The sequence below is a fragment of the Paraburkholderia aromaticivorans genome, assembly GCF_012689525.1.
GTDB lineage: Bacteria > Pseudomonadota > Gammaproteobacteria > Burkholderiales > Burkholderiaceae > Paraburkholderia > Paraburkholderia aromaticivorans_A.
Genome location: NZ_CP051516.1, coordinates 920258 through 941740, shown reverse-complemented (window position 1 = coordinate 941740; position 21483 = coordinate 920258). Strand labels below are relative to the sequence as shown.

Genomic DNA, 21483 nt, shown 5'->3' with positions numbered 1-21483 from the left:
AGGTTTTCATCAGAAAGCGATGCCCAGCGTCAGATACGGCCGCACGCTCTTGTTGCGAATTCCGTAGGCGACATCGACGTTGACCGGGCCGACCGGGCTGCGCCAGCGCGCCCCGACGCCGACGCCGGGATAAAAAACTTTTTCGCCCCATGTGTCGGTGGCGGTGCCGACGTCGAAGAACGCGGCCGCGCCCCAGTCGTGACTGAACCAATGCTGGTACTCGGCCGAGCCTGTGACGAGATACTTGGTGGGCAGCACCGAACCATCGACGCTGTTACCGATACTCTGATAACCATAGCCGCGCACCGAATTCGAGCCACCCGCGCGAAACAGCAGCGACGCCGGAATGCCGCTCGAAGGGCCGCTCGTGAACACGCCGCCGAGTTCGGCGCGAATCAGCACGAGGTCTTCCTTGCCGATCGGCAGATACTGCTGACCGCGCGCGTAGCCGCGAATGAAGGTCTGGTCGGTCAGCACGCCTTTGACCGCGAAACCCGCCTCGACGTGAATCAGGTTACCGCTGCGCGGAAACAACGGGTCGTCGGTATTGCGCCGGGTCCACGACCAGGCCGGCACCAGCGCGCGGCTCGTGGTCGGCGCCGCCGCGTTCTGATCGAGCCGATCCTGGTAGTACAGGAGCGAGTAGTTGTAGTCGATGAACTGCGAGGTCCGGGCCCGTTGCACACCGCCGCGGATACTGTAAATGCGCGTGTCGGATACGTCGGTCGTGGTGTAGGACGCCAGCACGCTATTGGTCCACGCACGCGGCCCCGGCGGCATGGCGAGCTGAATTTGCCCGTATTGCTGGATCTGGTCGACGCGACCCTGAATGGTGAACGGCCACGCTTTGCCGAACGTGTCGAGATATGAATAGGAACCCTGGACCAGCGGACCGTTGTCCGTCGAGTAGCCCACCCCGCCTCGAATGCTGTTGTACGGATATTCCGACACCTTCACGTGCACCGGCGTGTCGGCCGGCTTGGCCGGGTCGTTGTCCACGTCGATCGCGACGCTCGCGTAGTACGGCGTGTTCTGCAACTGCCGCTGCAATTCGGTGATGCGCTGAACATCGTAGATATCGCCCACCGAAATCGGGTTCACGTTGTCGACGATCTGTTCCGGATAGCGCCGCGTGCCCGATACGTCGAGCTTGCCCATCGTGAAGGTCGGCCCGCTGTCGTACGTGACCGACAGTTTCGCCTCGTGCGTGCGCGGATCGACTCGCGCCTCCGAGTGGTAAATCTTCGCGCCCAGATAGCGGCGCGCCTGCAAGGCCTTGAGCGACGCGTTTTTCGCATCGTCCCAATCGCCCTGCGAGAACGGATCGCCTTCGTGCAGCGAAAATGCGAAGCGCGCGGTGTTTTCCTGCTCCGGATCCTCGGTCAGCACCGGCCCGCGAAACGACAGCGAAATCGATGAGATGACGGTCTGCGGACCGGGATCGACGCTCACCGTGACGCGCTTCGCATTGTCGACGGTGCGCACGTCGGTGCGCACGACCGGCGTGAAATAGCCCTGCGTGGAGGCCAGATCTCGCACTTGCTGGGGCACGGCGGTGATCAGAAACTCGAACTGGTCGTCGCTGATGTCGGGGCGTTTGGCGAAACGCGCGATATCCAGGTGCGCTTCGAGCAGCTTGCGCAGCGAGCGCGGCGTCGCTTCGATGTCGACCTTGTAGCTGGCCGCCGCTTTCGCGGCATGGGCGTTGCCGGTTGCCAGCGTCAGCATGACGAGGCCGAATGCCAGCCACGTGCGCAGCCAGTGCCGTATGGACGTGCGATGCCCTGGCCCGAAACCGGCCTTGCCGCGCCGCAGCCGCGGCTTGTCGATCGCACACCCCGCCAAACAGGACCTCCGGCCGTGGTTAATGAATTTTGTCGCTCAGGCGCGCCGCAGCGGCCGAAGCACGCTATTTGACCACATCGGCGGGACACCGCGAGATCTCTAAAACAGCGTTCGCGGCGCGCCAGCCGCCAACGCGCCCGCCTTTGACGCACACCGCGCGACGCGGGTTCCAGCTATTTTCATGCACCGCCCGCCCGGCTCGGCCGCCGTTTTTCGACCCCGCGCCGCGCATGCGGTAAAATTATGGAATAGCAGCGGCACCGAGCGAAGCAACGCAAATGCGAGCAACGCAAATGCGCGCCGGGCAGCCGCCAATTCCCACACCACGGACGTCGAGCCATGTATCAATCGGACATTACCCAGTTCCTGAACCAGCTCAAGCAACAGAAACCCAATCTGGAAGCCGAACAACGCCGCGGCCGCGCGCTGCTGTGGGACAAACAGCCGATCGATCTGGATGAACGCGCCGAGGAGAAAGCCTCGCGTGTAGAACAGACGCCTTACTCGTACTATCAAAACTTCTAAGCGCGTGAGTCACGCCGACGAGGCCCACGGCGCGCCGCCGCCCCCCGCCGACGCCGCGCTCGCCGCGCCCGCCACCGATTCGACCCCGGACACCGTCGACGGCATTGCTTTTGCACGCCTGTACGGCGAGCCGCTCTTCAAGCTGCCGACGGACCTGTACATCCCGCCGGACGCGCTCGAGGTGTTTCTCGAAACGTTCGAAGGACCGCTGGATCTGTTGCTGTACCTGATCCGCAAGCAGAACTTCAACGTGCTCGACATCCCGATGGCGGACGTCACCGTGCAATACCTCGGCTACGTCGACCAGTTGCGCCAGACCAATCTGGAACTCGCGTCCGAGTATCTGCTGATGGCCGCGATGCTGATCGAGATCAAGTCGCGCATGCTGCTGCCGGTGAAGAAGGCCGACAGCGGCGACGAAGCCGAAGATCCGCGCGCCGAACTCGTGCGGCGCCTGCTCGAATACGAGCAGATGAAGCTTGCTGCACAGCGTATCGACCAGTTGCCGCAACTCGGGCGCGATTTCCTGCGCGCCGAGGTCTACATCGAGCAAAGCATCACGCCGCGTTTTCCGGACGTGAACAGCGAAGACCTGCGCGCCGCGTGGGCCGACGTGATCAAGCGCGCCAAGCTGGTCCAGCATCACAAGATTTCGCGCGAAGAGTTGTCGGTGCGCGAGCATATGAGCTCGATCCTGCGGCAGCTGCAGAACGCGCGCTTCATCGAATTCTGCGACCTGTTCGACACGAGCAAGGGCGTGCCGGTGGTGGTGGTGAATTTCATCGCCATGCTCGAACTGTGCCGCGAAACGCTCGTCGAAATCACCCAGGCGGAACCGTTCGCGCCGATTTATGTGCGCCTTGCCTATCTGCCCGCCTGAAGCGCTCGAACCGGGCGCAATTCCGCTCCGCGGGACAAGCTGCCTCTTTTGGGTGCGGCAGTCACGCAAATCCACTACAATCCGGCGCTCCGAACCTGTCATTACCAGTGAGGCGGCGGGCCACGCAACCCTAAAGGTTTTGCGTCCACCCTGTCTCGCGCCGTGCGAGGAAATCCCAGTCCGATCATGAAAGTCATCAGCTCGATCCATGAATTGCGCGACCAGTTGCGCGGCCAGAATCGCACTGCCTTTGTGCCGACGATGGGCAACCTGCACGAAGGCCATCTGTCGCTGATGCGTATTGCTCGCCAGCACGGCGATCCGGTAGTGGCCAGCATTTTCGTCAACCGGCTGCAGTTCGGTCCGAACGAGGATTTCGACAAATACCCGCGCACGATGGAAGCGGACATCGAAAAACTCCAGAAGGAAAACGTCTACGTGCTGTTCGCGCCGACGGAAAGGGATCTGTATCCGGAGCCGCAGGAGTATCGCGTGCATCCGCCGCACGATCTGGGCGATATCCTCGAAGGCGAATTCCGGCCCGGCTTCTTCCAGGGCGTATGCACGGTCGTGATGAAGCTGATGTCGTGCGTGCAGCCGCGCGTCGCCGTGTTCGGCAAGAAGGATTACCAGCAGTTGATGATCGTGCGCCGCATGTGCAACCAGTTCGCGCTGCCTACGGACATCATCGCCGCCGAAACCATTCGTGACACCGACGGTCTCGCGCTGAGTTCGCGCAATCGCTATCTGCAGGCCACCGAGCGCGCCGAAGCGCCGGAGCTGGCCGCTGAACTGAATCGCGTGCGCGATGCCGTGCTTTCCGGCGAGCGCGACTTCGCGAAAATCGAACAGGCGGCGATGGCGGCTTTGGCCGCGCGCGGCTGGCAGCCGGATTACATCGCGGTGCGGAAGCGCTCGGATCTGTTGCCGCCGGGTCCGCAAGACGCGAACGCGGAACTGGTCGTGCTGGCTGCCGCCAAGCTTGGCGCCACTCGTCTTATCGACAACCTCGAAATCTGAAGCCGTCTTAGACAACGTAGACACGGACAGGAAATCACACAGGATTGGTCATGCAACGCAACATGCTGAAGTCGAAGATCCACCGCGTCGCGGTCACGCACTGCGAGCTGCACTACGAAGGCTCGTGCGCGATCGACGAGGATTTGCTGGACGCGGCGAATATTGTCGAAAACGAGCGGATCGACATCTGGAACATCAACAACGGCGAGCGTTTCTCGACCTACGCGATCAAGGGTGAACGCGGCAGCGGCATGATTTCGCTGAACGGTTCGGCCGCGCGGCGCGCGCAACTGGGCGATCTGGTGATCATCGCGGCGTTCGCGGTAGTCGACGAGGCGGAACTGAAGGCCGGCTGGAAGCCGGACCTGGTATTCGTGGATGACAACAACAAGATCAAGGGCAGCCGCGATCACGTGCCGACGCAGAACTGGACCTGAACGCCCTGTAGCTCGCTTGAGCCTTCGTCTGCTCGCTGCGCAGAACGTCCCTTTGGGCGGGCTACGTCGTGGGGGCGTTAGGCTGGACCTGAGCCCTTGGTAGTCCACTGACGCGCGCGCCCCGCGCGAAGCGCCCAGGGATTTACAACGTGGGCTGCATCACCATGTAGCGGGCGGCACGGCCGCCTGCTCTGCCGCTTCATCCCTTCTTGCCGCTTCCGTTAGTCCATTCGATAATCGGCTGCCACTGCTCCAGATCCTTCTCCACACGGCTTTTCGCGACGTCCCACAGGGTCAGCCCGTGGGCCGCGAGTTGCACGTAATTCTGCGTGTCGCGCAAAAAGCCCAGCACCGGCAGCTTCAACCCCTCGACAAAACGATGCAGTTGCTCCGCCGAGCGCGTGCGCGCATCGACGCGCATGCCGACCACGCCGATTTCGATCGCGCCTTTCCTGACGGCCTTCTCCTTGGCCAGCCGCTCGAGGAATTCCTGGGTGGCGAGAATATCGAACATGGACGGCTGGAGCGGCACGATCACCTTGTCGGCCAGGTCGAGCGCGATACTCAGACGATTGCCGTGCAGCCCGGCCGGCGTGTCGATGACCGCGTGCTCCAGGCCTTTGGGCGGTTTGGCCGGCGCGTCCTGATTGACTTCCCAGGTTTCGATGGCCGGCAGCGTGTCGGGCCGCAACGACAGCCACGCGTGCGCGGACTGCTGTTTGTCCAGGTCCGCCAATGCGACCCATTCGCCGGCCGCGGCGAAATAGCCGGCCAGATTGGTCGACAGCGTGCTTTTACCCACGCCGCCCTTCGGATTCGCCACCACGATCACCGTCATGAATTCTCCCGGAAAGAAGGCTGGGCGCCGCCAGCCGGTTTGCCGCGTAGTTGCTCTGACATGCTCAAGTGTGCCCGGATTCGCGCCGGACTCGTGCCGGGTTCGGGCCCACCTCTGGATCCAGCCGTTGATAATATCGACAAATGCACTTTGGCCGAAGCCCCCAAACGGGTAAACGGCTGTGGTGCCCCGCCGATTTTTCCATCGAGGACCCGAATTTCATGAGCAAACTCCGCCCGGAATGCACCGTCGAACATCTCCACGAACGCCAGAAAGGCTCGTTGCCCGGCTTGCTGGGCGTGCATGTGCTGTCGCTGGAAGAAGGCGTCCTGACCGCGGAATTGACCGTGCGCAAGGAATTACTCGCGCCGAACGGCTTTTTGCATGCCGCCACCGTGATCGGTCTCGCCGACACCGCCTGCGGCTACGCCTGCCTCGCCCACTTGCCGGAGACGGCGCGCAATTTCACGACCATCGAGCTGAAAAGCAATTTTCTCGGCACGGCGACGGAGGGAACGATCCGCGCGGTCGCGACGGGCGTGCATCTTGGGCGCAGCACGCAAGTGTGGGACGCCACGGTCACCGATCCGAACGGCAAGACGATGGCGCTGTTTCGGTGTACGCAGATGGTGTTGTATTGATTGCATGAACGTGGCGCCACGCAGTGCGGCGCCATGAAAAAAGCACGCGGCCTTCCGGGCGCGTGCTTTTCATTACTGGGCCAGGCCGATCAGGCAGCCACCGCCCGAGGCGCCCTCGCCCCACGGAACGCCAGCGCCCCGCCGCCGAGCAGCGACTGCACCACTAACGTCACCGCCCAGAACGCCGGATATTCCCAGCCGCCGTTCGGCGACGCAAAACCCCAACCGTTATGCAGATGCTGCGACATCGCGCCGAGCATGAACGGCAGCAGCACCAGTGCGACCCAGCGGACCTGCACGCCGAGCAGCAGCGCGATGCCGCCGAACAGTTCGACGAACGCCGTCACATAGCCGAGCCAACCCGGCAAGCCGAGCGAAACGAAGAACTGCGCCGTGCCGGGCAGCGTGAAGACGAAGATCTTCTGCAGACTGTGAGCGAGATACAGCACGCCCAAGGCGACGCGAAGAAGTAGAGCGGCCAGATCGGCGGAGCGGTTCGAGTTCATGACGAGATCCTTGAGAGAGGGACAGCCCGGAAGCGGCCGTCGATATCGGAACTCTATTCGAACCCTATGAGGTGAAAAACCGCCTTACAGGCTTTGATTATTTCTCAACAGGATTTAATCGCCCGCCGCACGCTTGGCGCCGGATCACCCAATCGCCGCAAACAATTTCGGCAGATCGAGATGCTCCGCCAGCGTATCCGCGAGCCGTTCCAGCGACGCTTCGCGCAACGCCGGATAGTCGATTTCCTCGGCATCGCTCAAACCCGCCCAAGCGAGCAACGCGGCGCACGCGGCCGGTGTGTCAAACAACCCGTGGACGTAAGTCGCGAGAATCTGGCCGTCGGCGGAAATCGCGCCATCGGGATGCGCCGCCTGGGCATCGCCCAGGCGCAGCGCGGGCGTGTCGAGCGCCGGGCCGCGCGTCTCGCCCATATGGATCTCGTAGCCGGCCACTTCGGGCGCGCCCGGCAACGCGAGGTGTCCGGTGACATTCTTGAGCGTCTTGTCGCGCGTGAGCACCGTCGAGTAATCGAGCCAGCCCAGTCCCGCCGACGTCCCCGGCGCGCCCTCCACGCCATGCGGATCGGCCACTTCGCGCCCGAGCATCTGCATGCCGCCGCAAATGCCGATCACGCGGCCGCCATAACGCAAATGCTTTTGCAGCACCGCGTCCCAGCCTTGCGCGCGCAAAAACGCCAGGTCGCCGGGCACGTTCTTCGAGCCCGGCAAAATGATCAGATCAGCCGGGGGCGGTGGTGTGCCGCTGCGCACGTAGTGAAAATCGACCTGCGGATGCGCGCGCAGCGCGTCGAAATCCGTGTGATTGCTGATGTGCGGCAGCACCGGCACGACCACCCGCAACATGCGCCCCGCGCCGCCGCTGTGCGCCGCGCGCAATTCGGGCGGCAGCATATCTTCGGCGTCGAGCGTCAGGCCGTGCAGATAGGGAACGACGCCGAGCACCGGCTTGCCGGTCTTCGCTTCGAGCCAGTCCAAGCCGGGCTTCAGCAAACTGACGTCGCCGCGAAAGCGGTTGATGATGAAACCGCGCACCCGCGCCTGCTCGCTCTCCGACAAACACGCGAGCGTGCCCGTCAAATGGGCGAACACGCCGCCGCGGTCGATATCGGCCACCAGCACGACCGGACAATCGACCGCTTCCGCGAAACCCATGTTGGCGATATCGCGATCGCGCAGATTAATTTCGGCGGGGCTGCCCGCGCCTTCAACGAAAATCGTCTCGTACGCCGCCTGCAGACGCGCATACGATTCCAGCACCGCTTCGAACGCGACGGGCTTGTAGTCGTGATACGCCCGCGCGTCGAGATTCATGCGCGCCTTGCCGTGGATGATCACTTGCGCGCCGCGGTCGCTGGTCGGCTTGAGCAGCACCGGATTCAGATCCGTGTGCGCGGCAATGCCGGCGGCGATCGCCTGCAAAGCCTGAGCGCGGCCAATCTCGCCGCCATCCACTGTCACCGCGCTGTTGAGCGCCATGTTTTGCGGCTTGAACGGCGCGACCCGCACCCCGGCGCGGCGCGCGAGGCGGCACAAACCGGCGACCAGCGTGCTCTTGCCGGCATCGGACGTGGTGCCCTGAATCATCAGCGTGCCGCGTGGCACGGGTACGGCGTCAGGCGGGGTCGAAGTGGTGGTCACGGAATCTCGGGCTTGGCAGTGAACAGTGAATCAATCAGGTTAATCAGTGAAGCAAGCGGCAACGCCGCGTTGACGCAGCGACGGTGTGTGCGGTGTGTGGAACGCGGCTAACGCATGGAACTCGTTTCGCGTCGTTCGCGTCGTCCGCGTCGTTCGCGTCGTTCGCGCCGAGCCCGTCAAACGCGGCATTATCCCATCGCGCCGGGCCACGCTGCACGCCGGTACAATCACGCGATGACTCCCCGCGACCTTACCTTCATACTCGGCGGCGCCCGTTCGGGCAAGAGCGTGCACGCCGAACAGCTTGCCGCCGACAGCGCCCTGCCCGTCACCTACATCGCCACCGCGCGCGTGACGGATGACGTCGAATTCCGCGCGCGCATCGCGCATCATCGCGAACGGCGTCCGGCGCATTGGCAACTGTTCGAAGCGGGCGTCGATCTCGCCGGCGCCGTGACGCAAAACGACGCGTCCGGCCACTGCATCCTGATCGATTGCTTGACGCTGTGGCTCGCCAATCTGCTGTGTCCGCCGGAAGGCGACGCTCTGCCGCTCGATCGCTATCACGCGCACGTCGCCGCGCTCGAAGCGGCGCTCGTCAACGCCAAAGGCAAGCTCCTCGTGGTCAGCAACGAAATCGGCCTGGGCGTGGTGCCGCTCGGCGCGGCCACGCGTCTTTACGTCGATGAACTCGGCCGACTCAATCAGCGTATCGCCGCATTGAGCACCGAGTCCACGATGATGGTCGCCGGTTTGCCGCTCGCGCTGAAAACCGCGAGCCACGTGTGATGCTCTCGCTCCCGCTTCTCGTGACGCTGACCGCTGCGGGCGTCGTCGTCGACCGATGGTTCGGCGAGCCGCGCGCGGCGCATCCGCTGGTGGGCTTCGGCAAATGGGCGATGCGTCTCGAAACGCGCTACAACACCGGCCGGCGCTTGCGGCTCAAAGGTCTGCTGGCGTGGTCGCTGGCCGTCATGCCGCCGGTGCTGATCGCATGGTGTCTGGTCGCCGTGCTGCCGTTTTACGCGGCCTGCGTGGTGCATGTGCTGCTGCTGTGGTTCGCGCTCGGCGCGCGCAGTCTGCACGAGCACATCGCGCCGATCGCGCTGGCGTTGGCGCAGCGCGATCTTCCGCAAGCGCGTTTGCTGACCGCACGCATCGTCTCGCGCGAAACTGCGGATGCCGACGAAGGTGCGTTATCGCGCGCCGCCGTCGAGTCAGCGCTCGAAAACGGCAACGACGCGATCTTCGGCGCGCTGTTCTGGTTCGCCATCGCGGGCGGTCCGGGCGCGCTCGCGTTCCGCCTCGCCAACACACTCGACGCAATGTGGGGTTATCGCACGCCACGCTATTTGCGCTACGGCTGGGCCGCCGCGCGTATCGACGACGTGCTCAACTGGATTCCCGCACGTCTGACCGCCGCCAGCTATGCACTCCTCGGCGACACGCGCACCGCGTGGCGCTGCTGGCGCGAGCAGGCGCCACGGTGGGACAGCCCGAACGCCGGGCCGGTGATGGCTTCTGGCGCGGGCAGTCTGAACGTGCTGATCGGCGGACCGGCGGTGTATCACGGCGCGCTGGAACACAGGCCGACACTCGGCTTCGGGCATACCGCGAAAGCCAGCCATGTGACCGCCGCATTGATGCTGGTCGAGCGCACGGTCATTCTGTGGCTCGCGGTGCTGATCGTGCTGGCGTTGTTGAGCGTGCCGTTTCATGGTTGATTCAGTGAGCGGCCACGTGGACGAAACCCACGCCGCGATAGAGGCGATCGTGCACGGCGGCAATCTGCACGAAGCGGCCAGACGGTATGACATTCCGTACGCGCAGTGGCTCGATCTGTCGACGGGTATCAATCCGCACGGCTATCCGGTCCCGCCGGTCCCCGCCGATGCATGGCGTCGCCTGCCCGACGACGGCGACGATTTCGCCGCCTGCGCCGCGCGCTATTACGGCGCGCCCGATGCGGCACATGTGCTGCCCGTCGCGGGCAGCCAGGCGGCGATTCGCGCGCTTCCCGCGCTGCTGCCGCGCGCATGCGTCGGCATCGCGCCACTCACATATAGCGAATACGCGCCTGCATTCGAACGCAGCGGCCATGAAGTGATGCCGCTCGATGCCGCCTGGGAAACATTGCCCGAAGCGCTCATGCATGTGGTCGTCGTGAATCCGAACAATCCGACCGCCGCGCATCTGAGCGCCGCCAGGCTGCTGCACTGGCAGGCGCAGTTGAGCGCGCGCGGCGGCACGCTGCTGGTCGATGAAGCCTTCGCCGATACGATGCCGTCGGCGTCGCTCGCGGCGAGCACGCATCGCGAAGGCTTGATCGTGTTGCGCTCGCCGGGGAAATTCTTCGGCCTCGCCGGCGTGCGCGCGGGGTTCGTACTCGGCGTGCCTGCTTTGCTTCACAGTTTGCGCGTCACGCTCGGCGCGTGGACGGTCAGTGGTCCAGGCCGCCACGCCGTCAAAGCCGCATTCGCCGACGAGGCCTGGCAACGGAATATGCGCACACGACTCGAAGCCGAAAGCGCGCGGCTGGTCGGTCTGTTGCATGCTCAAGGCTTCAACACACGCAGCACGCCGCTCTTCGCGTGGACCGACGACCCACGCGCCGCCGCTTTGCACGAAGCCCTCGCACGACGTGGCGTGTGGACGCGTCTATTCACATCGCCGGGGAGCGTTCGATTCGGCTTGCCCGCGAGCGAAGCCGAATGGGCACGTTTCGAAGAGAGCTTGCGCGAAGCCGTACGAGAAATCGATCCCACGCGAGCGGGCTGATTCAACGAAGACGAAACCCTCACTCCCACAATAACTCCGCGCCCCGCAGCCTCGCCCGATGAACCGACTCGCCCTCGCCTCCGCACTCTTCATCAACGCCCTGCACGCTCATGCCGCCATCTCCGTCATTGACGATACCGGCGCAATCGTCACGTTGCCCGCCCCCGCGCAACGTGTCATCAGCCTCGCGCCGCACGTCACCGAATTGCTGTATGCCGCGGGTGGCGGCGCGAAAGTGGTCGGCGCCGTGTCGTACAGCGACTATCCGCCCGAGGCGAAACAGTTGCCGCGCGTCGGCGATAACAAGGCGCTCGATCTCGAGCGCATCGTCGCGCTCAAGCCCGATCTGATCGTGGTGTGGCGGCATGGCAATGCGCAGCGTCAGCTCGATCGCCTGCGCGAGATGCACATTCCGTTGTTCTTCAGCGAGCCGCATCATCTCGACGACGTGGCCGTGTCGCTGACGAAGCTCGGACAATTGCTCGGCACGTCATCGACGGCGGATGCGGCTGCGGCCGCCTACCGTCAGGACATCGCGAAGCTACGCAACCAGTATGCGAGCCGTCCGCCCGTCAGCGTGTTCTATCAGGTGTGGGATCAACCGTTGATGACGCTCAACGGCGAGCACATGGTCAGCGACGTCATCGCGCTGTGCGGTGGCCGCAACGTATTCGCCAAACTCGAGCCGCTGGTGCCGACGGTTTCGACCGAAGCCGTGCTCGCCGCGAATCCGGAAGCGATCGTCACGGCGGCGCCGGGCGCGACCAAACCGGACACCACCTTGCCGCAACTCGGTGCATGGCGCGCATGGCCGAGCCTGACCGCTGTGGCAAACAACAATCTCTTTGCTATCGACGGCGATCTGATCAACCGCCCGGCGCCTCGCATTGCGCAAGGCGCGAAGCAAATGTGCGAGGACCTTGAAGTGGCGCGCTCACACAGGAAGCCAGGCGCGCAATAAGCCGCGCAAGATGAGCCGCACGCCACACCTCACGCATTCCACCGCACCAACACCCACTGCTGCGTTTCATCGTTTCTGCGCAACCAGACGATCCCGGTCGTATCGAGCGACCATCGCAAACAACGTTCCAGCGGTACATCCAGCACGATCGACGCAATCGCCCGCATCACGCCCGCATGCGTGACCACATAAGCCGGCGACAACTCGCGCGTGAGGGCGAATGCGTCGAGCCATGCACGCACCCGCGCGACGAACTGCGCGACGCTTTCGCCGCCATGCGCACGCGCGTGTTCGAAGTTGGCCGCCCAGTCGTCGAGCAATTCGCGATCGATGGCGTCCCAGCGTTGCGCTTCCCAATCGCCGAAGTTCATTTCCATCAGCCGGTCGTCGTGACTGACGACACAGCCGAAGTCGTTGGCCAACTCGGCGGCGAGCGCCGAGCAGCGCTTCAACGGACTCGACATCAGCACGCGTGGCGCGGGCACCTGCAAGGTCGCGAGCTTCAGGGAGAGTGTCGTCGACGACACCTCGGCATCTTCGGCGAGCGCCACGTCGCTGTGGCCGTAACACACGCCCGCATCGAGCGCGACGGCGGGATGACGAATCAGGACGATATCCATGCGAGCCCCACCAGGTAGATGCTCAATTCAAAAACTTGCTGCGCGAAGCCGAGGCAGTCGCCGGTATAGCCGCCAATGCGTCTGACGAAATAACGGCCCACTGCCACGCGAAGTACGATCAGAACCACGAGCACCGAACTCGCGAAGCGCCAGTCCGGCACAGCGAGCCAGTTCGGCCACAGCAGCCACGGCAAGCCGAAGATCGCGGCGCAAATGAACGCGCCGGCGCTCAGGCGCTGCGCCACCGGTTTGGCCTTGCCTTCGGCACGCACGTAATCGAGCGTGGCCAGGTAGCTGATCGCACACGTACGGCTCGCCGCGTGCGCGGCAATCATCAGACTTGCGGCGCGCATCGGCGGCAATGCGGCGAGCGTTTGCCACTTCAATGCAAGCGCTATGACGAGCGCAATGGCGCCGAAAGCACCGATGCGCGAGTCATGCATGATTCGCAATACATCTTCGCGCGTATAGGCGCCACCGAACGCATCGATGCAATCAGCCAGACCGTCTTCGTGAAACGCGCCGGTCACGAGCAGCGACGCGGCCATCGACAACAGCACTGCCACGCCCGCCGGGAATACACGCAGCGCGGCAAGATAGACCAGTGCGCTCAATCCGCCGACCAATACGCCGACGAGCGGAAAATAACGCGCCGCCGCGTTCAGATAATGCGGCTCATAGCCGACCCAACGCGGCACGGGCACGCGCGTGAAATAGCCGAGCGCCGTGAAGAAATAGCGCAGTTCCGCGAGCGGGTTCATGAGCGTGCCGAGCGTGCGTTTCTGTCTGAAGGATCGAGCGGATCACGCATCGCGATTCGCGACGCCGGCCGATTCGAAGCTCGCCATTTCGTTGATGAACGCCGTTGCCGCGCGCAACAGCGGCACCGCGAGCGCCGCGCCGGTGCCTTCGCCGAGACGCATGTCGAGCGACAGCAACGGCAGCGCGCCGAAATGATCCAGCATGCGCCGATGCCCCGCTTCGTTCGACGCATGCGCGAACACGCAGTACTCGCGCACGCTCGGCGCGAAGGCGTCGGCAATCAGCAACGCCGAGGTCCCGATGAAGCCGTCGACCAGAATCGTCATGCGCGCCTCGGCGGCCGCGAGATACGCGCCCGCCATCATCGCGATCTCGAAACCGCCGAAGGTGGCGAGCACGTCGAGCGGATCGTTGGACACAGGGTGACGCGCGAGCGCCGACGCCAGCACGTTGCGCTTCCTCGCAAGCCCCGCGTTGTCGAGACCCGTGCCGCGGCCGACGCATTCGTCGATCGGCACGCCGCACAACCGGCTCATCAGACACGCGGCCGCCGAGGTGTTGGCAATCCCCATCTCGCCGAAGCCGATCACATTGGTGCCGAGCGCCGCGTGATGCCGCACGCGCGCCGCGCCCGCCTGCATCGCGGCGAGCGCCTGGTCGCGGCTCATGGCCGGTTCGCGCGCGAAGTTGCGGGTGCCGGCCGCGATCGGAATGTCGACGAGTCCTGCGGTGGATGGCAACGGCGTCGCAATGCCCGCGTTGACGACTTCGAGCTCGATGCCCGAGACGCGGCTCAATGCATTGATCGCCGCGCCGCCCGCGAGGAAGTTGGCGACCATCTGCGCGGTCACCGCTTGCGGATAAGGGCTCACGCCTTCCTCGGCAACGCCGTGGTCGCCGGCGAACACGATCATCGCCGGGCGCGTCACGGTGGGGTGCGTCGTGCGCTGAATCAGGCCCATCTGACGCGCGAGCGTTTCGAGCCGGCCGAGACTGCCGGGCGGCTTCGTCTTGGTATCGATGATGTGCTGCAGCTCGGCACGCAGCGTTTGATCGAGCGGTTCGACTTCGGGCAGTCCGGGCAAACGTGGCAATGAAGTCATGAGCGTGTCTGAAAGAGAGTGTTGGAATGAAGCGATCAGCTTGCCGGCGCGTCATGGCCGGCGGGCGATTCGTGACGCGTGCGCGGCGCGGGAATCAGCGCCTCGTGTTCGCCGTCGCGAATCAGAATCAACGGATAGCCGAATGCACGGCTCGCCAGCGTGGGCGTCAACACGTCGTGCACCGGTCCGGCATACGCGCCGCCCGCGCCGTCGAGCAGCAGCGCATGCGTCGCGAAACGGCGTGCGAGGTTTAGGTCGTGGCACGAAAACATCACTGTACGCCGAGGCTCGCGCGTCCACGCGGCCAACGCTTCGAGGCAGTCGATCTGATGATGCAGATCGAGATGCGACAACGGTTCGTCGAGCAACAGCAACGGCGCGTCCTGGCACAGCACCGCCGCCAGCGCCACGCGTTGCCGCTCGCCGCCGGAAAGCGACAGCACATCGCGCGCGGCGAATGCGGCGAGTCCCAACAGATCCAGCGCCACGTGCGCCGCTTCGCGATCGGCTTCGCGCTCCCAGCCCCACCCGGTGAGATGCGGGAAGCGGTTCAGCATCACGATATCGAGTACGCTCGCGCTGAATGCGTCGGGCGCGCTTTGCGGCATCAGCGCGCGGCGCTGCGCAAGCGGCAATGGCGGCCAGTTGGCGAGGCGTATGCCATCGAGTTCGACATGTCCCGCCGACGGTTGCAGCAAACCCGCGAGCGTGGAGAGCAAAGTCGTCTTGCCCGCGCCGTTCGGGCCGGCGATGCACCAGATCTCGCCGGCGTAAAAGGTATGCGTGAAGGCGTCGAGCAAAGTGCGCGCGCCCACACGCAAGGTCAAACGTTGCGCGCTGAGGACGGATTCACCGGGAGCGTGACGGGTTTGCATCATCGGCGCCTGTGCAACAGCATCCACAGAAACACCGGCACGCCGATGATCGACGTGATCACGCCGACCGGCAACTGCGCCGGCGCGATCACGGTGCGCGCGATCAGGTCCGCGCCCATCACCGCGACGCCGCCGCCGAGCGCGGCGGCCGGCAGCAGCATGCGCTGATCGTTGCCGAACGCGAGCCGCAGCATGTGCGGCACGACCAGTCCGACGAAGCCGATGGTGCCCGCCGTCGTCACGGCTGCGGCCGCCGCCAGCGAGGCCACCAGATACACCCGCAAACGCAGCGGCATCACCGCGACGCCTAGCGCTTGCGCGGCGGCGTCGCCACGCAGCAGCACATTTAGACGCGGCGCGGCGGGCACGATCGCAACCAGCACGATGACGAGCGCGGCGAGCGCCGTCCACGGCATCGCGCCGCCGTTGAGGTCGCCCGTCAGCCAGAACAGCATGCCGCGCAAGCGGTTGTCCGGCGCGAGGTTGAGCAGCAAAGTAATGAGCGCGCCCCAGCCCGCCGCGATCACCGCGCCAGTCAGCAGCAAACGCGGCGACGTGTCCTGCGGTTCGCCGCGCCACAACTCTCGGCGCGCGAGGCCGAGCACCAGCAGGATCGACACGAACGCGCCGGCGAACGCGCTCGCGTCGACGATCCACCATGCGCAACCGGCGATCATCGCGACCAGCGCGAAGGTCGCCGCGCCGCCCGATACGCCCAATACGTAGGGCTCAGCAAGCGGATTGCGCAACAGCACTTGCAGCAACGCGCCGGCCAATGCGAGCAACGCGCCGCAGGCGAAGCCCGCCACCGCGCGCGGCAAACGCAGCGTGCGAACGATTTCCGCAGTCAGATCGGCGGAGCCGACAGATGGCGCATGCGACGGCACCAGCGCCGCCAGCACGCGCATCGGCGCAAGCGATACGCTGCCCAACGCGAGCGACGCCATCAGCACCGCCACCGCGATCACGGCGAGCGCGAGCCAGATCGCGGCCGCGCGTTTCGCGCTCATCACGCGCAATGTCGCGGGCATCGAACTCGGGTGGCGATTCATCCGTATGCGCTCAACGAGGCGTACCCATCACTGCTGCTGCCAACCAACCGTGAGATATGCACCGCGCCGCGGCGAGTTGTACGAGTAGGCCGTTTCATAGTCCTTGTCCAACAGATTCTGGATTTGCGCGGCCACGTACCATGCTTTCGTGATGTTGTAGCGCGCCGACAGATTCACCACGCCATAGCCGCCCAGCTTGCCGCTGCTATCGTCGCGAGCACCGCTCACGATCCACTCGCCGCCGACGCGCCAGCCGTCGATGCTGCGGTTCACCGCCAACGAGCCGAAGCGCCGCGCACGCCGCACGAGGTCGGCATCGTTGTCGAGGTCGACGGGATTTTGCAGCGTCACCGACGCGCGCACGTCCGTCTTGCCGACATGCCCGCTCCACGACCCTTCGAGTCCCTGCACCTTCGCATGGCCGACGTTCTCGGCCAGATAGATGCCGGGCGTCACCTGCTCATAGTCAATCAGATTCGAATAGCGCGTCTGGAATGCGGAGAGGCGCATCACGCCGAGCGCATTCGATGCGTACTGCAACGCGGCTTCGATCGAATGGCTGCGCTCCGGCTGGATCGCCGGATTGCCGCTGAACGGATAGTACAAATCGTCCAAGCTCGGCGCGCGAAACGAATCCGAATAGCTTGCGGTCACCTTCCAATGGCCGGTGATGTCGAAGCCGTAGCCGAGATAGTAACTGTTCGCTCCGCCGAAATCGGAATACTGATCGCGCCGCACGTTGGCCTGAATCTGGTTGCGTCCAAAGCGCCCCGTGTAGCCGACGAAGCCCGAATCCACATGACGGTCCGGCGCCGCGAACGTGTCCGAGTCGAGGCTCTGGTCGAGATGTTCGTAGCCGACCTGCAGCTTCTGCTGCGCGGCCAACGCGAAATCGTTCTGCCATGTGTACTGGCGATTGTCGGTATCGAAGCGGCCGTTGTACACGCCGTTGGTGTTCGACACGCTGCGGTCGTCGCCCTCCGCGACGATGAAGTGCGTGGTCCACCAGTCGGTCAGGTTGCCGTTCGCGAACACCGAGACCTGGCGCACCTTGCTATACAGGTTGTTCAGATCGGTTGGCAGGCCGTACGCATTGTCGTAGCTGTTGTTGCCGTTCGACTGGAAGTAGCTGACGCCGGCGTCCCATCTCTCGTTGAACTTGTGGCGCAGCGAAGCGGAGATGCTCTCGTTCAGATAGCCGTTCGCATTCGGATTGGCGTTGGGTGCCTCGCGCGGATTGAGCGACGAGAAGCCATCGTCCTTCGAACGCGCGAGCGAAATGCTGAAGGTCGTGTTGCCGTCTTTATCCAATGCGCCGTTCACGCCCGCCTGCTGCGTCTGCGTGTGATAGCTGCCATAGCCGAGCGAAAAATTGAAACGCGGCGGGTGGTCGCCGCCGACTTTCGTGAACACCTGCACCACGCCGCCGATCGCGCCCGAGCCGTATAACGCCGACACGTTGCCGTTCACCACCTCGACGTGATCGATCTGGTCGAGTGGAATCTGCGCGAGTTGCGGCGCACCGAGGCTCACCGAATCGACCCGCACGCCGTCGATCAGCAGCAGCGATTGCGTCGACGACGCGCCGCGCAAGTAGAGGCTCGTCGTCGAACCGGGGCCACCTGTGCGCGAGATTTGCGCGCCGGGCGCGAGTTGCAGCAGGCCGGGCAAATCGGTCGCGGTGGTGTCGGCGATATCCTGCTGATCGAACAGGGACGTCTGCGGGATCGTATCGACGAGTGCTTGCGGCGCGCGATCCGCGGTCACCACAACGGGCGACAGCACCGTCAGAGAAGACACCGCAGTCGAAGAATCCGCCGACGCAGACGAAGAAGATGAAGACGCAGCTTGCGCGTGCACGACGATCGGCAGGCTCGCGAAAGCGAGCAGCGCCGCGCGGGCGATGGGGGACAGCATGGGATGAAAGTCCTGTGGATAGCGTGCGCGGCCCGCTTCCCCGCAGGCCGATGCGTAACGAGGCGCCCGCGTATTTAACATTGTCACGCGTGACGTGCCTCTCCCTCTGGCCGGTATCCGGGCTGGCGACACATCGATCCCGCCTTCCCACGCGTGACGCGCAGTGGCACACTCGCGAGTTGAACTTCCAACACGCGATCAGGATCGACTTGCATGACGAATGCGGTCGCTTACCGTTGCGGGGGCAGCGCAGGTTGGCGCGTTCAGGTGAACCGCGCGCCGTGCTTCCCGTTTAACTGCGTGCGCCGTTGAAAAGCGCACGCGGGCACCAGAGTGCGGGCAGTTTAGGAGCGGCCTCGGAGTCCGTCAAGAATGGTAAGGCCGCAGGCCATGTGTTCTGTTAAGTGCAGGTTATTGTCCGACGCGTGAGTACTTTTTCATCATATGGTCGATAAAAAGCCTGCACAAAGCGATGTTGTTACGTCTCGAAACGAGACAATTGTCGGAACCTGCGACATTCCGCGCTAAAATGCGATGTCTTTAGAGGACGCAGCAGATGCTCACCGAACTCGAAACACTTTCACAAAATATCGGCAAGCTGATCGCGATCAGCCAGCGCCACCATGAAGCGCGACTCGCGCTCGAAGAGCAACTCGCCCAATCGCGCGCCGATGTCGAAGCCACGCGCACGGAACTTGCAATGCTGCGCGAGGAACGTAATGCGCTGCAGGCGGAACGCGACGCGCTATCGGCGAAGATCGACGACGCACAAGTGCGCCTGAATGCGATCCTCGAGAAGCTGCCGCGTGCTCGCGCGCACAATGAGCCGGACAACCAGCTCGATCTGCTCGAGCCCGCTCAGCAAGTAGTCGAAGCCGAGAGCGACGTAACCCGCCACGGAGAAAATGCATGACCACCAAGCAGATCGAAGTCTCGATTCTCGGCGTGCCTTATCGCCTTGCCTGCTCGCCGGAAACGGAAGCGGCGCTGCTCGAAACGGTCGCACGGGTCGACGCCGAAATGTCGAAGATCCGCAACAACAGCAACGTGCGCGGCACGGATCGCATTGCTGTCATGGCTGCACTGTCGCTGGCATCGGAACTGCTTAGGCTGCAATCGAGCGTGAGACACGGAGAAGCATTTCCCGCTGAGGAAATCCGGCGTACAATGCATCAAATGAACGAACAACTAGGTACTGTGATTGAGCAGTACAGCATGCAGTGAGTCTCGTGTGTTATCGTGCTGCCGGTCCTGAGATCGGCGGCGGATTCAAACGGAGTGCGTGAGCACAAGGCGTGCAAGATTCAGCAAACGTTTGAGTTCAATCGGTAGTTCGTAATTCAGCTTCATCGGTTTAGCTTCCCTGCCTGGTTCGCCAAGGTCATATATTCCTTGAACCAATGCCATGTGCACGGTTGCGGAAATTTGTAGCACGGGTGTGCGCGTCACTCTGTCTGATGTACCCGAAGTGTTGCTAACTGCGACCAATTCTGAACCCCCGGTTCAGGATGCCGGCCTAGCGGCTAAGGCGGGGACCTTATTTAGAACGGCATCGGACTTCGGTTCGGTGCCGTTTTTCTTTGGGCGCTGTTTTTTGTACGCCGATTTCTTCCGCATCTTCAACCCCTTAACGTTCAATTCGATTCATGCGCTACTGGCTAATGAAGTCCGAACCGGACGAAGCAAGCATCGACCATCTCGCCAACGCACCGCATCGCACGTTGCCGTGGACCGGCGTGCGCAACTATCAGGCGCGCAATTTCATGCGCGACATGATGCAGGTCGGTGACGGTGTGCTGTTCTATCACTCGAGCTGTCCTGAGCCTGGCATCGCGGGTATAGCCGAGGTATCGTCCACGGCATATCCGGACCCCACGCAGTTCGACAAGAAGAGTCACTACTACGACGCGAAGTCGTCGCAGGAAACGCCGCGCTGGGTGCTCGTCGACGTGGTGTTCAAGAAGAAGATCCCGTTGATTCCACTCGCCGCGTTACGCGAGCATGACGAACTCGCGGACATGCGCGTGCTCGCCAAAGGCAACCGCCTGTCGATTACGCCGGTGACCGAAGCCGAATGGCGCTTCATCACCAAGCGGCTCGCTTGATCTTGCATGCCTGATGGATGCGCGACGCGTATTTATGCACACGCAAACGTTAAAGCAGCGTCAAATCCGGGAACCAAGCTCAGGTTACAAGCGCCTAACGATCTCGCAAACGCCGTGCCACGGCGCGGCGTTTGCCCCAATCGTGCACAACCTGTTCAAGCAAGGAGTCCAACAATGACGAAAAACACCGCACGTGCACTCGCTTTCGCTCTCGTCTGCGCCGCGCCCGCCGCGCTCGCACTGACGCCGGCCGCCGCACGCGCGCAAAGCGTAATGCAGTATCAGCCGGCCGGCGTGCTGTCGCTGAACGCGCAGGCCAGCGCGGAAGTGCCGCAAGACGTCGTGGATATCACGCTGTTCTACGAGCAGGAAGCGAGCGATCCGTCGGCGCTCACGTCAACGCTGAACCAGCGCGCCGATTCGGCGCTGCAAAAAGCCAAGGGTGTGAGCGGCGTGACGGCGCGTACAGGCTCGTTCTCGATCTATCCGTCCACCGATCGTGACGGGCGCATTTCCGCGTGGCGCGGCCGCACGGAGATCGTGCTCGAATCGCACGATTTCGCCGCGGTGTCGAAGCTCGCGGGTCAGATGGCATCGATCATGCAGGTCGGCAACGTGCAGTTCTCGCTCTCGCCTGAAGCGCAGCGCGCGGCCGAGCAGAAGCTCACCGGCGAAGCGATCAAGTCGTTCCGCGAGCAAGCCGCTTCGTCCGCGCAGGCGTTCGGCTACAGCGGTTTTTCGATTCGCGAGGTCAACGTCGGCCATAACGGCGTGATGCCGCGTCCGATGATGATGATGAGCGCGCGCGCCATGGGCGCAGACGCGAAGGCTTCGGCGCCGGTGCCGATCGAAGGCGGCACGTCGACGGTGACCGTCAACGTGTCGGGCTCGGTGCAGATGAAGTAACGCGTTGTTGCGTTAGAAGCACTGCTTCTAGGCACTAAAGGAAAAAGCCACGG

At 63.8% G+C, this 21483-nt stretch carries 23 protein-coding genes, 1 other RNA gene and 1 riboswitch; of the genes, 14 read left to right on the top strand and 10 right to left on the bottom strand.

Going from position 1 to position 21483, the window contains the following annotated elements; all coding sequences use genetic code 11:
- Positions 1 to 9: 9 nt before the first annotated feature.
- Positions 10 to 1845, bottom strand: a complete 1836-nt coding sequence (locus HF916_RS32200; protein WP_168792900.1) for an autotransporter assembly complex protein TamA — start codon at positions 1843 to 1845, stop codon at positions 10 to 12.
- 339 nt (positions 1846 to 2184) lie between these two features.
- Here HF916_RS32200 and HF916_RS32195 point away from each other — a divergent pair, with 339 nt between their 5' ends.
- The 4 genes from HF916_RS32195 to panD all read left to right on the top strand — a co-directional run bounded on the left by HF916_RS32195 (position 2185) and on the right by panD (position 4707).
- A complete protein-coding gene (locus HF916_RS32195; protein ID WP_168792899.1) occupies positions 2185 to 2370 on the top strand; it encodes a DUF3460 family protein in 186 nt (61 codons plus the stop codon).
- A gap of 4 nt (positions 2371 to 2374) precedes the next feature.
- Positions 2375 to 3250, top strand: a complete 876-nt coding sequence (locus HF916_RS32190) for a segregation and condensation protein A (protein ID WP_168792898.1) — start codon at positions 2375 to 2377, stop codon at positions 3248 to 3250.
- Between the two features lie 186 nt (positions 3251 to 3436).
- Positions 3437 to 4270, top strand: coding sequence for a pantoate--beta-alanine ligase (gene panC, locus HF916_RS32185; protein WP_168792897.1), 834 nt, complete (start codon positions 3437 to 3439; stop codon positions 4268 to 4270).
- Positions 4271 to 4320: 50 nt separating this feature from the next.
- Positions 4321 to 4707, top strand: a complete 387-nt coding sequence (gene panD, locus HF916_RS32180) for an aspartate 1-decarboxylase (RefSeq protein WP_168792896.1) — start codon at positions 4321 to 4323, stop codon at positions 4705 to 4707.
- 199 nt (positions 4708 to 4906) lie between these two features.
- Here panD and HF916_RS32175 read toward each other — a convergent pair whose 3' ends face one another.
- Positions 4907 to 5545, bottom strand: coding sequence for a ParA family protein (locus HF916_RS32175; RefSeq protein ID WP_168792895.1), 639 nt, complete (start codon positions 5543 to 5545; stop codon positions 4907 to 4909).
- Between the two features lie 221 nt (positions 5546 to 5766).
- Between HF916_RS32175 and HF916_RS32170 the strand changes: the two genes are divergently transcribed.
- Positions 5767 to 6186: a PaaI family thioesterase gene (locus HF916_RS32170; protein WP_168792894.1), complete on the top strand. Its 420-nt coding sequence runs from the start codon at positions 5767 to 5769 to the stop codon at positions 6184 to 6186.
- A gap of 89 nt (positions 6187 to 6275) precedes the next feature.
- Here HF916_RS32170 and HF916_RS32165 read toward each other — a convergent pair whose 3' ends face one another.
- Positions 6276 to 6692 (bottom strand): DoxX family protein, encoded by a 417-nt coding sequence (locus HF916_RS32165; RefSeq protein WP_168792893.1) that lies wholly within the window; start codon positions 6690 to 6692, stop codon positions 6276 to 6278.
- Between the two features lie 144 nt (positions 6693 to 6836).
- Positions 6837 to 8297 (bottom strand): cobyric acid synthase, encoded by a 1461-nt coding sequence (locus HF916_RS32160; protein WP_240975845.1) that lies wholly within the window; start codon positions 8295 to 8297, stop codon positions 6837 to 6839.
- Positions 8298 to 8585: 288 nt separating this feature from the next.
- Between HF916_RS32160 and cobU the strand changes: the two genes are divergently transcribed.
- From cobU to HF916_RS32140, 4 genes are read left to right on the top strand one after another with little or no spacing between them, the layout of a single operon-like run.
- The gene (gene cobU / locus HF916_RS32155; RefSeq protein WP_168792891.1) at positions 8586 to 9140 is read left to right on the top strand and encodes a bifunctional adenosylcobinamide kinase/adenosylcobinamide-phosphate guanylyltransferase; all 555 of its coding nucleotides are present in this window, start codon (positions 8586 to 8588) and stop codon (positions 9138 to 9140) included.
- A complete protein-coding gene (gene cbiB / locus HF916_RS32150) occupies positions 9140 to 10075 on the top strand; it encodes an adenosylcobinamide-phosphate synthase CbiB (protein WP_168795725.1) in 936 nt (311 codons plus the stop codon). The genes cobU and cbiB overlap by 1 nt, the downstream gene beginning before the upstream one ends.
- Positions 10068 to 11129 carry a threonine-phosphate decarboxylase CobD gene (gene cobD / locus HF916_RS32145; RefSeq protein ID WP_168792890.1) on the top strand — a complete coding sequence of 354 codons (1062 nt, stop codon included), beginning with the start codon at positions 10068 to 10070 and terminating at the stop codon, positions 11127 to 11129. Before cbiB ends, cobD begins: the two co-directional genes overlap by 8 nt.
- Before the next feature lie 58 nt (positions 11130 to 11187).
- Entirely contained in the window at positions 11188 to 12090 is a 903-nt protein-coding gene (locus HF916_RS32140; protein ID WP_168792889.1) for a cobalamin-binding protein, read from the top strand.
- A 29-nt stretch (positions 12091 to 12119) separates the two neighbouring features.
- On the opposite strand, the gene cobC is transcribed toward HF916_RS32140, so the two are convergent.
- Genes cobC through HF916_RS32110 form a run of 6 tightly spaced genes read right to left on the bottom strand, consistent with a single transcriptional unit; the run spans position 12120 to position 18419 of the window.
- Positions 12120 to 12710, bottom strand: a complete 591-nt coding sequence (gene cobC, locus HF916_RS32135) for an alpha-ribazole phosphatase (RefSeq protein ID WP_168792888.1) — start codon at positions 12708 to 12710, stop codon at positions 12120 to 12122.
- Positions 12695 to 13471: an adenosylcobinamide-GDP ribazoletransferase gene (locus HF916_RS32130; RefSeq protein WP_168792887.1), complete on the bottom strand. Its 777-nt coding sequence runs from the start codon at positions 13469 to 13471 to the stop codon at positions 12695 to 12697. The genes cobC and HF916_RS32130 overlap by 16 nt, the downstream gene beginning before the upstream one ends.
- Positions 13472 to 13513: 42 nt before the next feature.
- Positions 13514 to 14575: a nicotinate-nucleotide--dimethylbenzimidazole phosphoribosyltransferase gene (gene cobT, locus HF916_RS32125; protein ID WP_168792886.1), complete on the bottom strand. Its 1062-nt coding sequence runs from the start codon at positions 14573 to 14575 to the stop codon at positions 13514 to 13516.
- Positions 14576 to 14610: 35 nt separating this feature from the next.
- The gene (locus HF916_RS32120) at positions 14611 to 15450 is read right to left on the bottom strand and encodes an ABC transporter ATP-binding protein (protein ID WP_168792885.1); all 840 of its coding nucleotides are present in this window, start codon (positions 15448 to 15450) and stop codon (positions 14611 to 14613) included.
- Positions 15450 to 16502 carry a FecCD family ABC transporter permease gene (locus tag HF916_RS32115; RefSeq protein WP_168792884.1) on the bottom strand — a complete coding sequence of 351 codons (1053 nt, stop codon included), beginning with the start codon at positions 16500 to 16502 and terminating at the stop codon, positions 15450 to 15452. Before HF916_RS32115 ends, HF916_RS32120 begins: the two co-directional genes overlap by 1 nt.
- A 27-nt stretch (positions 16503 to 16529) precedes the next feature.
- The gene (locus HF916_RS32110) at positions 16530 to 18419 is read right to left on the bottom strand and encodes a TonB-dependent receptor domain-containing protein (protein ID WP_168792883.1); all 1890 of its coding nucleotides are present in this window, start codon (positions 18417 to 18419) and stop codon (positions 16530 to 16532) included.
- A 91-nt stretch (positions 18420 to 18510) separates the two neighbouring features.
- Positions 18511 to 18767: riboswitch (cobalamin riboswitch) on the bottom strand.
- Positions 18768 to 18975: 208 nt separating this feature from the next.
- Between HF916_RS32110 and HF916_RS32105 the strand changes: the two genes are divergently transcribed.
- The 5 genes from HF916_RS32105 to HF916_RS32085 all read left to right on the top strand — a co-directional run bounded on the left by HF916_RS32105 (position 18976) and on the right by HF916_RS32085 (position 21430).
- Positions 18976 to 19332: an ATPase gene (locus HF916_RS32105; protein WP_168792882.1), complete on the top strand. Its 357-nt coding sequence runs from the start codon at positions 18976 to 18978 to the stop codon at positions 19330 to 19332.
- Positions 19329 to 19643 (top strand): cell division protein ZapA, encoded by a 315-nt coding sequence (locus HF916_RS32100; RefSeq protein WP_168792881.1) that lies wholly within the window; start codon positions 19329 to 19331, stop codon positions 19641 to 19643. Before HF916_RS32105 ends, HF916_RS32100 begins: the two co-directional genes overlap by 4 nt.
- 133 nt (positions 19644 to 19776) lie before the next feature.
- Positions 19777 to 19958, top strand: a non-coding RNA gene (ssrS, locus tag HF916_RS32095) — 6S RNA.
- 107 nt (positions 19959 to 20065) lie between these two features.
- On the top strand, positions 20066 to 20524 hold the full coding sequence (locus HF916_RS32090; RefSeq protein ID WP_168792880.1) for an EVE domain-containing protein: 459 nt from the start codon (positions 20066 to 20068) through the stop codon (positions 20522 to 20524).
- Between the two features lie 174 nt (positions 20525 to 20698).
- Positions 20699 to 21430, top strand: coding sequence for an SIMPL domain-containing protein (locus tag HF916_RS32085; RefSeq protein ID WP_168792879.1), 732 nt, complete (start codon positions 20699 to 20701; stop codon positions 21428 to 21430).
- Positions 21431 to 21483: the final 53 nt, after the last annotated feature.

Bases quoted from the DNA above. Each gene is read 5' to 3' on its own strand.
- HF916_RS32195 (WP_168792899.1), top strand. From the start codon at position 2,185: ATGTATCAATCGGACATTACCCAGTTCCTGAACCAGCTCAAGCAACAG.
- panC (WP_168792897.1), top strand. From the start codon at position 3,437: ATGAAAGTCATCAGCTCGATCCATGAATTGCGCGACCAGTTGCGCGGC.
- panD (WP_168792896.1), top strand. From the start codon at position 4,321: ATGCAACGCAACATGCTGAAGTCGAAGATCCACCGCGTCGCGGTCACG.
- HF916_RS32175 (WP_168792895.1), bottom strand. From the start codon at position 5,545: ATGACGGTGATCGTGGTGGCGAATCCGAAGGGCGGCGTGGGTAAAAGC.
- HF916_RS32170 (WP_168792894.1), top strand. From the start codon at position 5,767: ATGAGCAAACTCCGCCCGGAATGCACCGTCGAACATCTCCACGAACGC.
- HF916_RS32165 (WP_168792893.1), bottom strand. From the start codon at position 6,692: ATGAACTCGAACCGCTCCGCCGATCTGGCCGCTCTACTTCTTCGCGTC.
- HF916_RS32160 (WP_240975845.1), bottom strand. From the start codon at position 8,297: ATGATTCAGGGCACCACGTCCGATGCCGGCAAGAGCACGCTGGTCGCC.
- cobU (WP_168792891.1), top strand. From the start codon at position 8,586: ATGACTCCCCGCGACCTTACCTTCATACTCGGCGGCGCCCGTTCGGGC.
- cbiB (WP_168795725.1), top strand. From the start codon at position 9,140: ATGCTCTCGCTCCCGCTTCTCGTGACGCTGACCGCTGCGGGCGTCGTC.
- cobD (WP_168792890.1), top strand. From the start codon at position 10,068: ATGGTTGATTCAGTGAGCGGCCACGTGGACGAAACCCACGCCGCGATA.
- HF916_RS32140 (WP_168792889.1), top strand. From the start codon at position 11,188: ATGAACCGACTCGCCCTCGCCTCCGCACTCTTCATCAACGCCCTGCAC.
- cobC (WP_168792888.1), bottom strand. From the start codon at position 12,710: ATGGATATCGTCCTGATTCGTCATCCCGCCGTCGCGCTCGATGCGGGC.
- HF916_RS32130 (WP_168792887.1), bottom strand. From the start codon at position 13,471: ATGAACCCGCTCGCGGAACTGCGCTATTTCTTCACGGCGCTCGGCTAT.
- cobT (WP_168792886.1), bottom strand. From the start codon at position 14,575: ATGACTTCATTGCCACGTTTGCCCGGACTGCCCGAAGTCGAACCGCTC.
- HF916_RS32120 (WP_168792885.1), bottom strand. From the start codon at position 15,450: ATGCAAACCCGTCACGCTCCCGGTGAATCCGTCCTCAGCGCGCAACGT.
- HF916_RS32115 (WP_168792884.1), bottom strand. From the start codon at position 16,502: ATGAATCGCCACCCGAGTTCGATGCCCGCGACATTGCGCGTGATGAGC.
- HF916_RS32110 (WP_168792883.1), bottom strand. From the start codon at position 18,419: ATGCTGTCCCCCATCGCCCGCGCGGCGCTGCTCGCTTTCGCGAGCCTG.
- HF916_RS32105 (WP_168792882.1), top strand. From the start codon at position 18,976: ATGCTCACCGAACTCGAAACACTTTCACAAAATATCGGCAAGCTGATC.
- HF916_RS32100 (WP_168792881.1), top strand. From the start codon at position 19,329: ATGACCACCAAGCAGATCGAAGTCTCGATTCTCGGCGTGCCTTATCGC.
- HF916_RS32090 (WP_168792880.1), top strand. From the start codon at position 20,066: ATGCGCTACTGGCTAATGAAGTCCGAACCGGACGAAGCAAGCATCGAC.
- HF916_RS32085 (WP_168792879.1), top strand. From the start codon at position 20,699: ATGACGAAAAACACCGCACGTGCACTCGCTTTCGCTCTCGTCTGCGCC.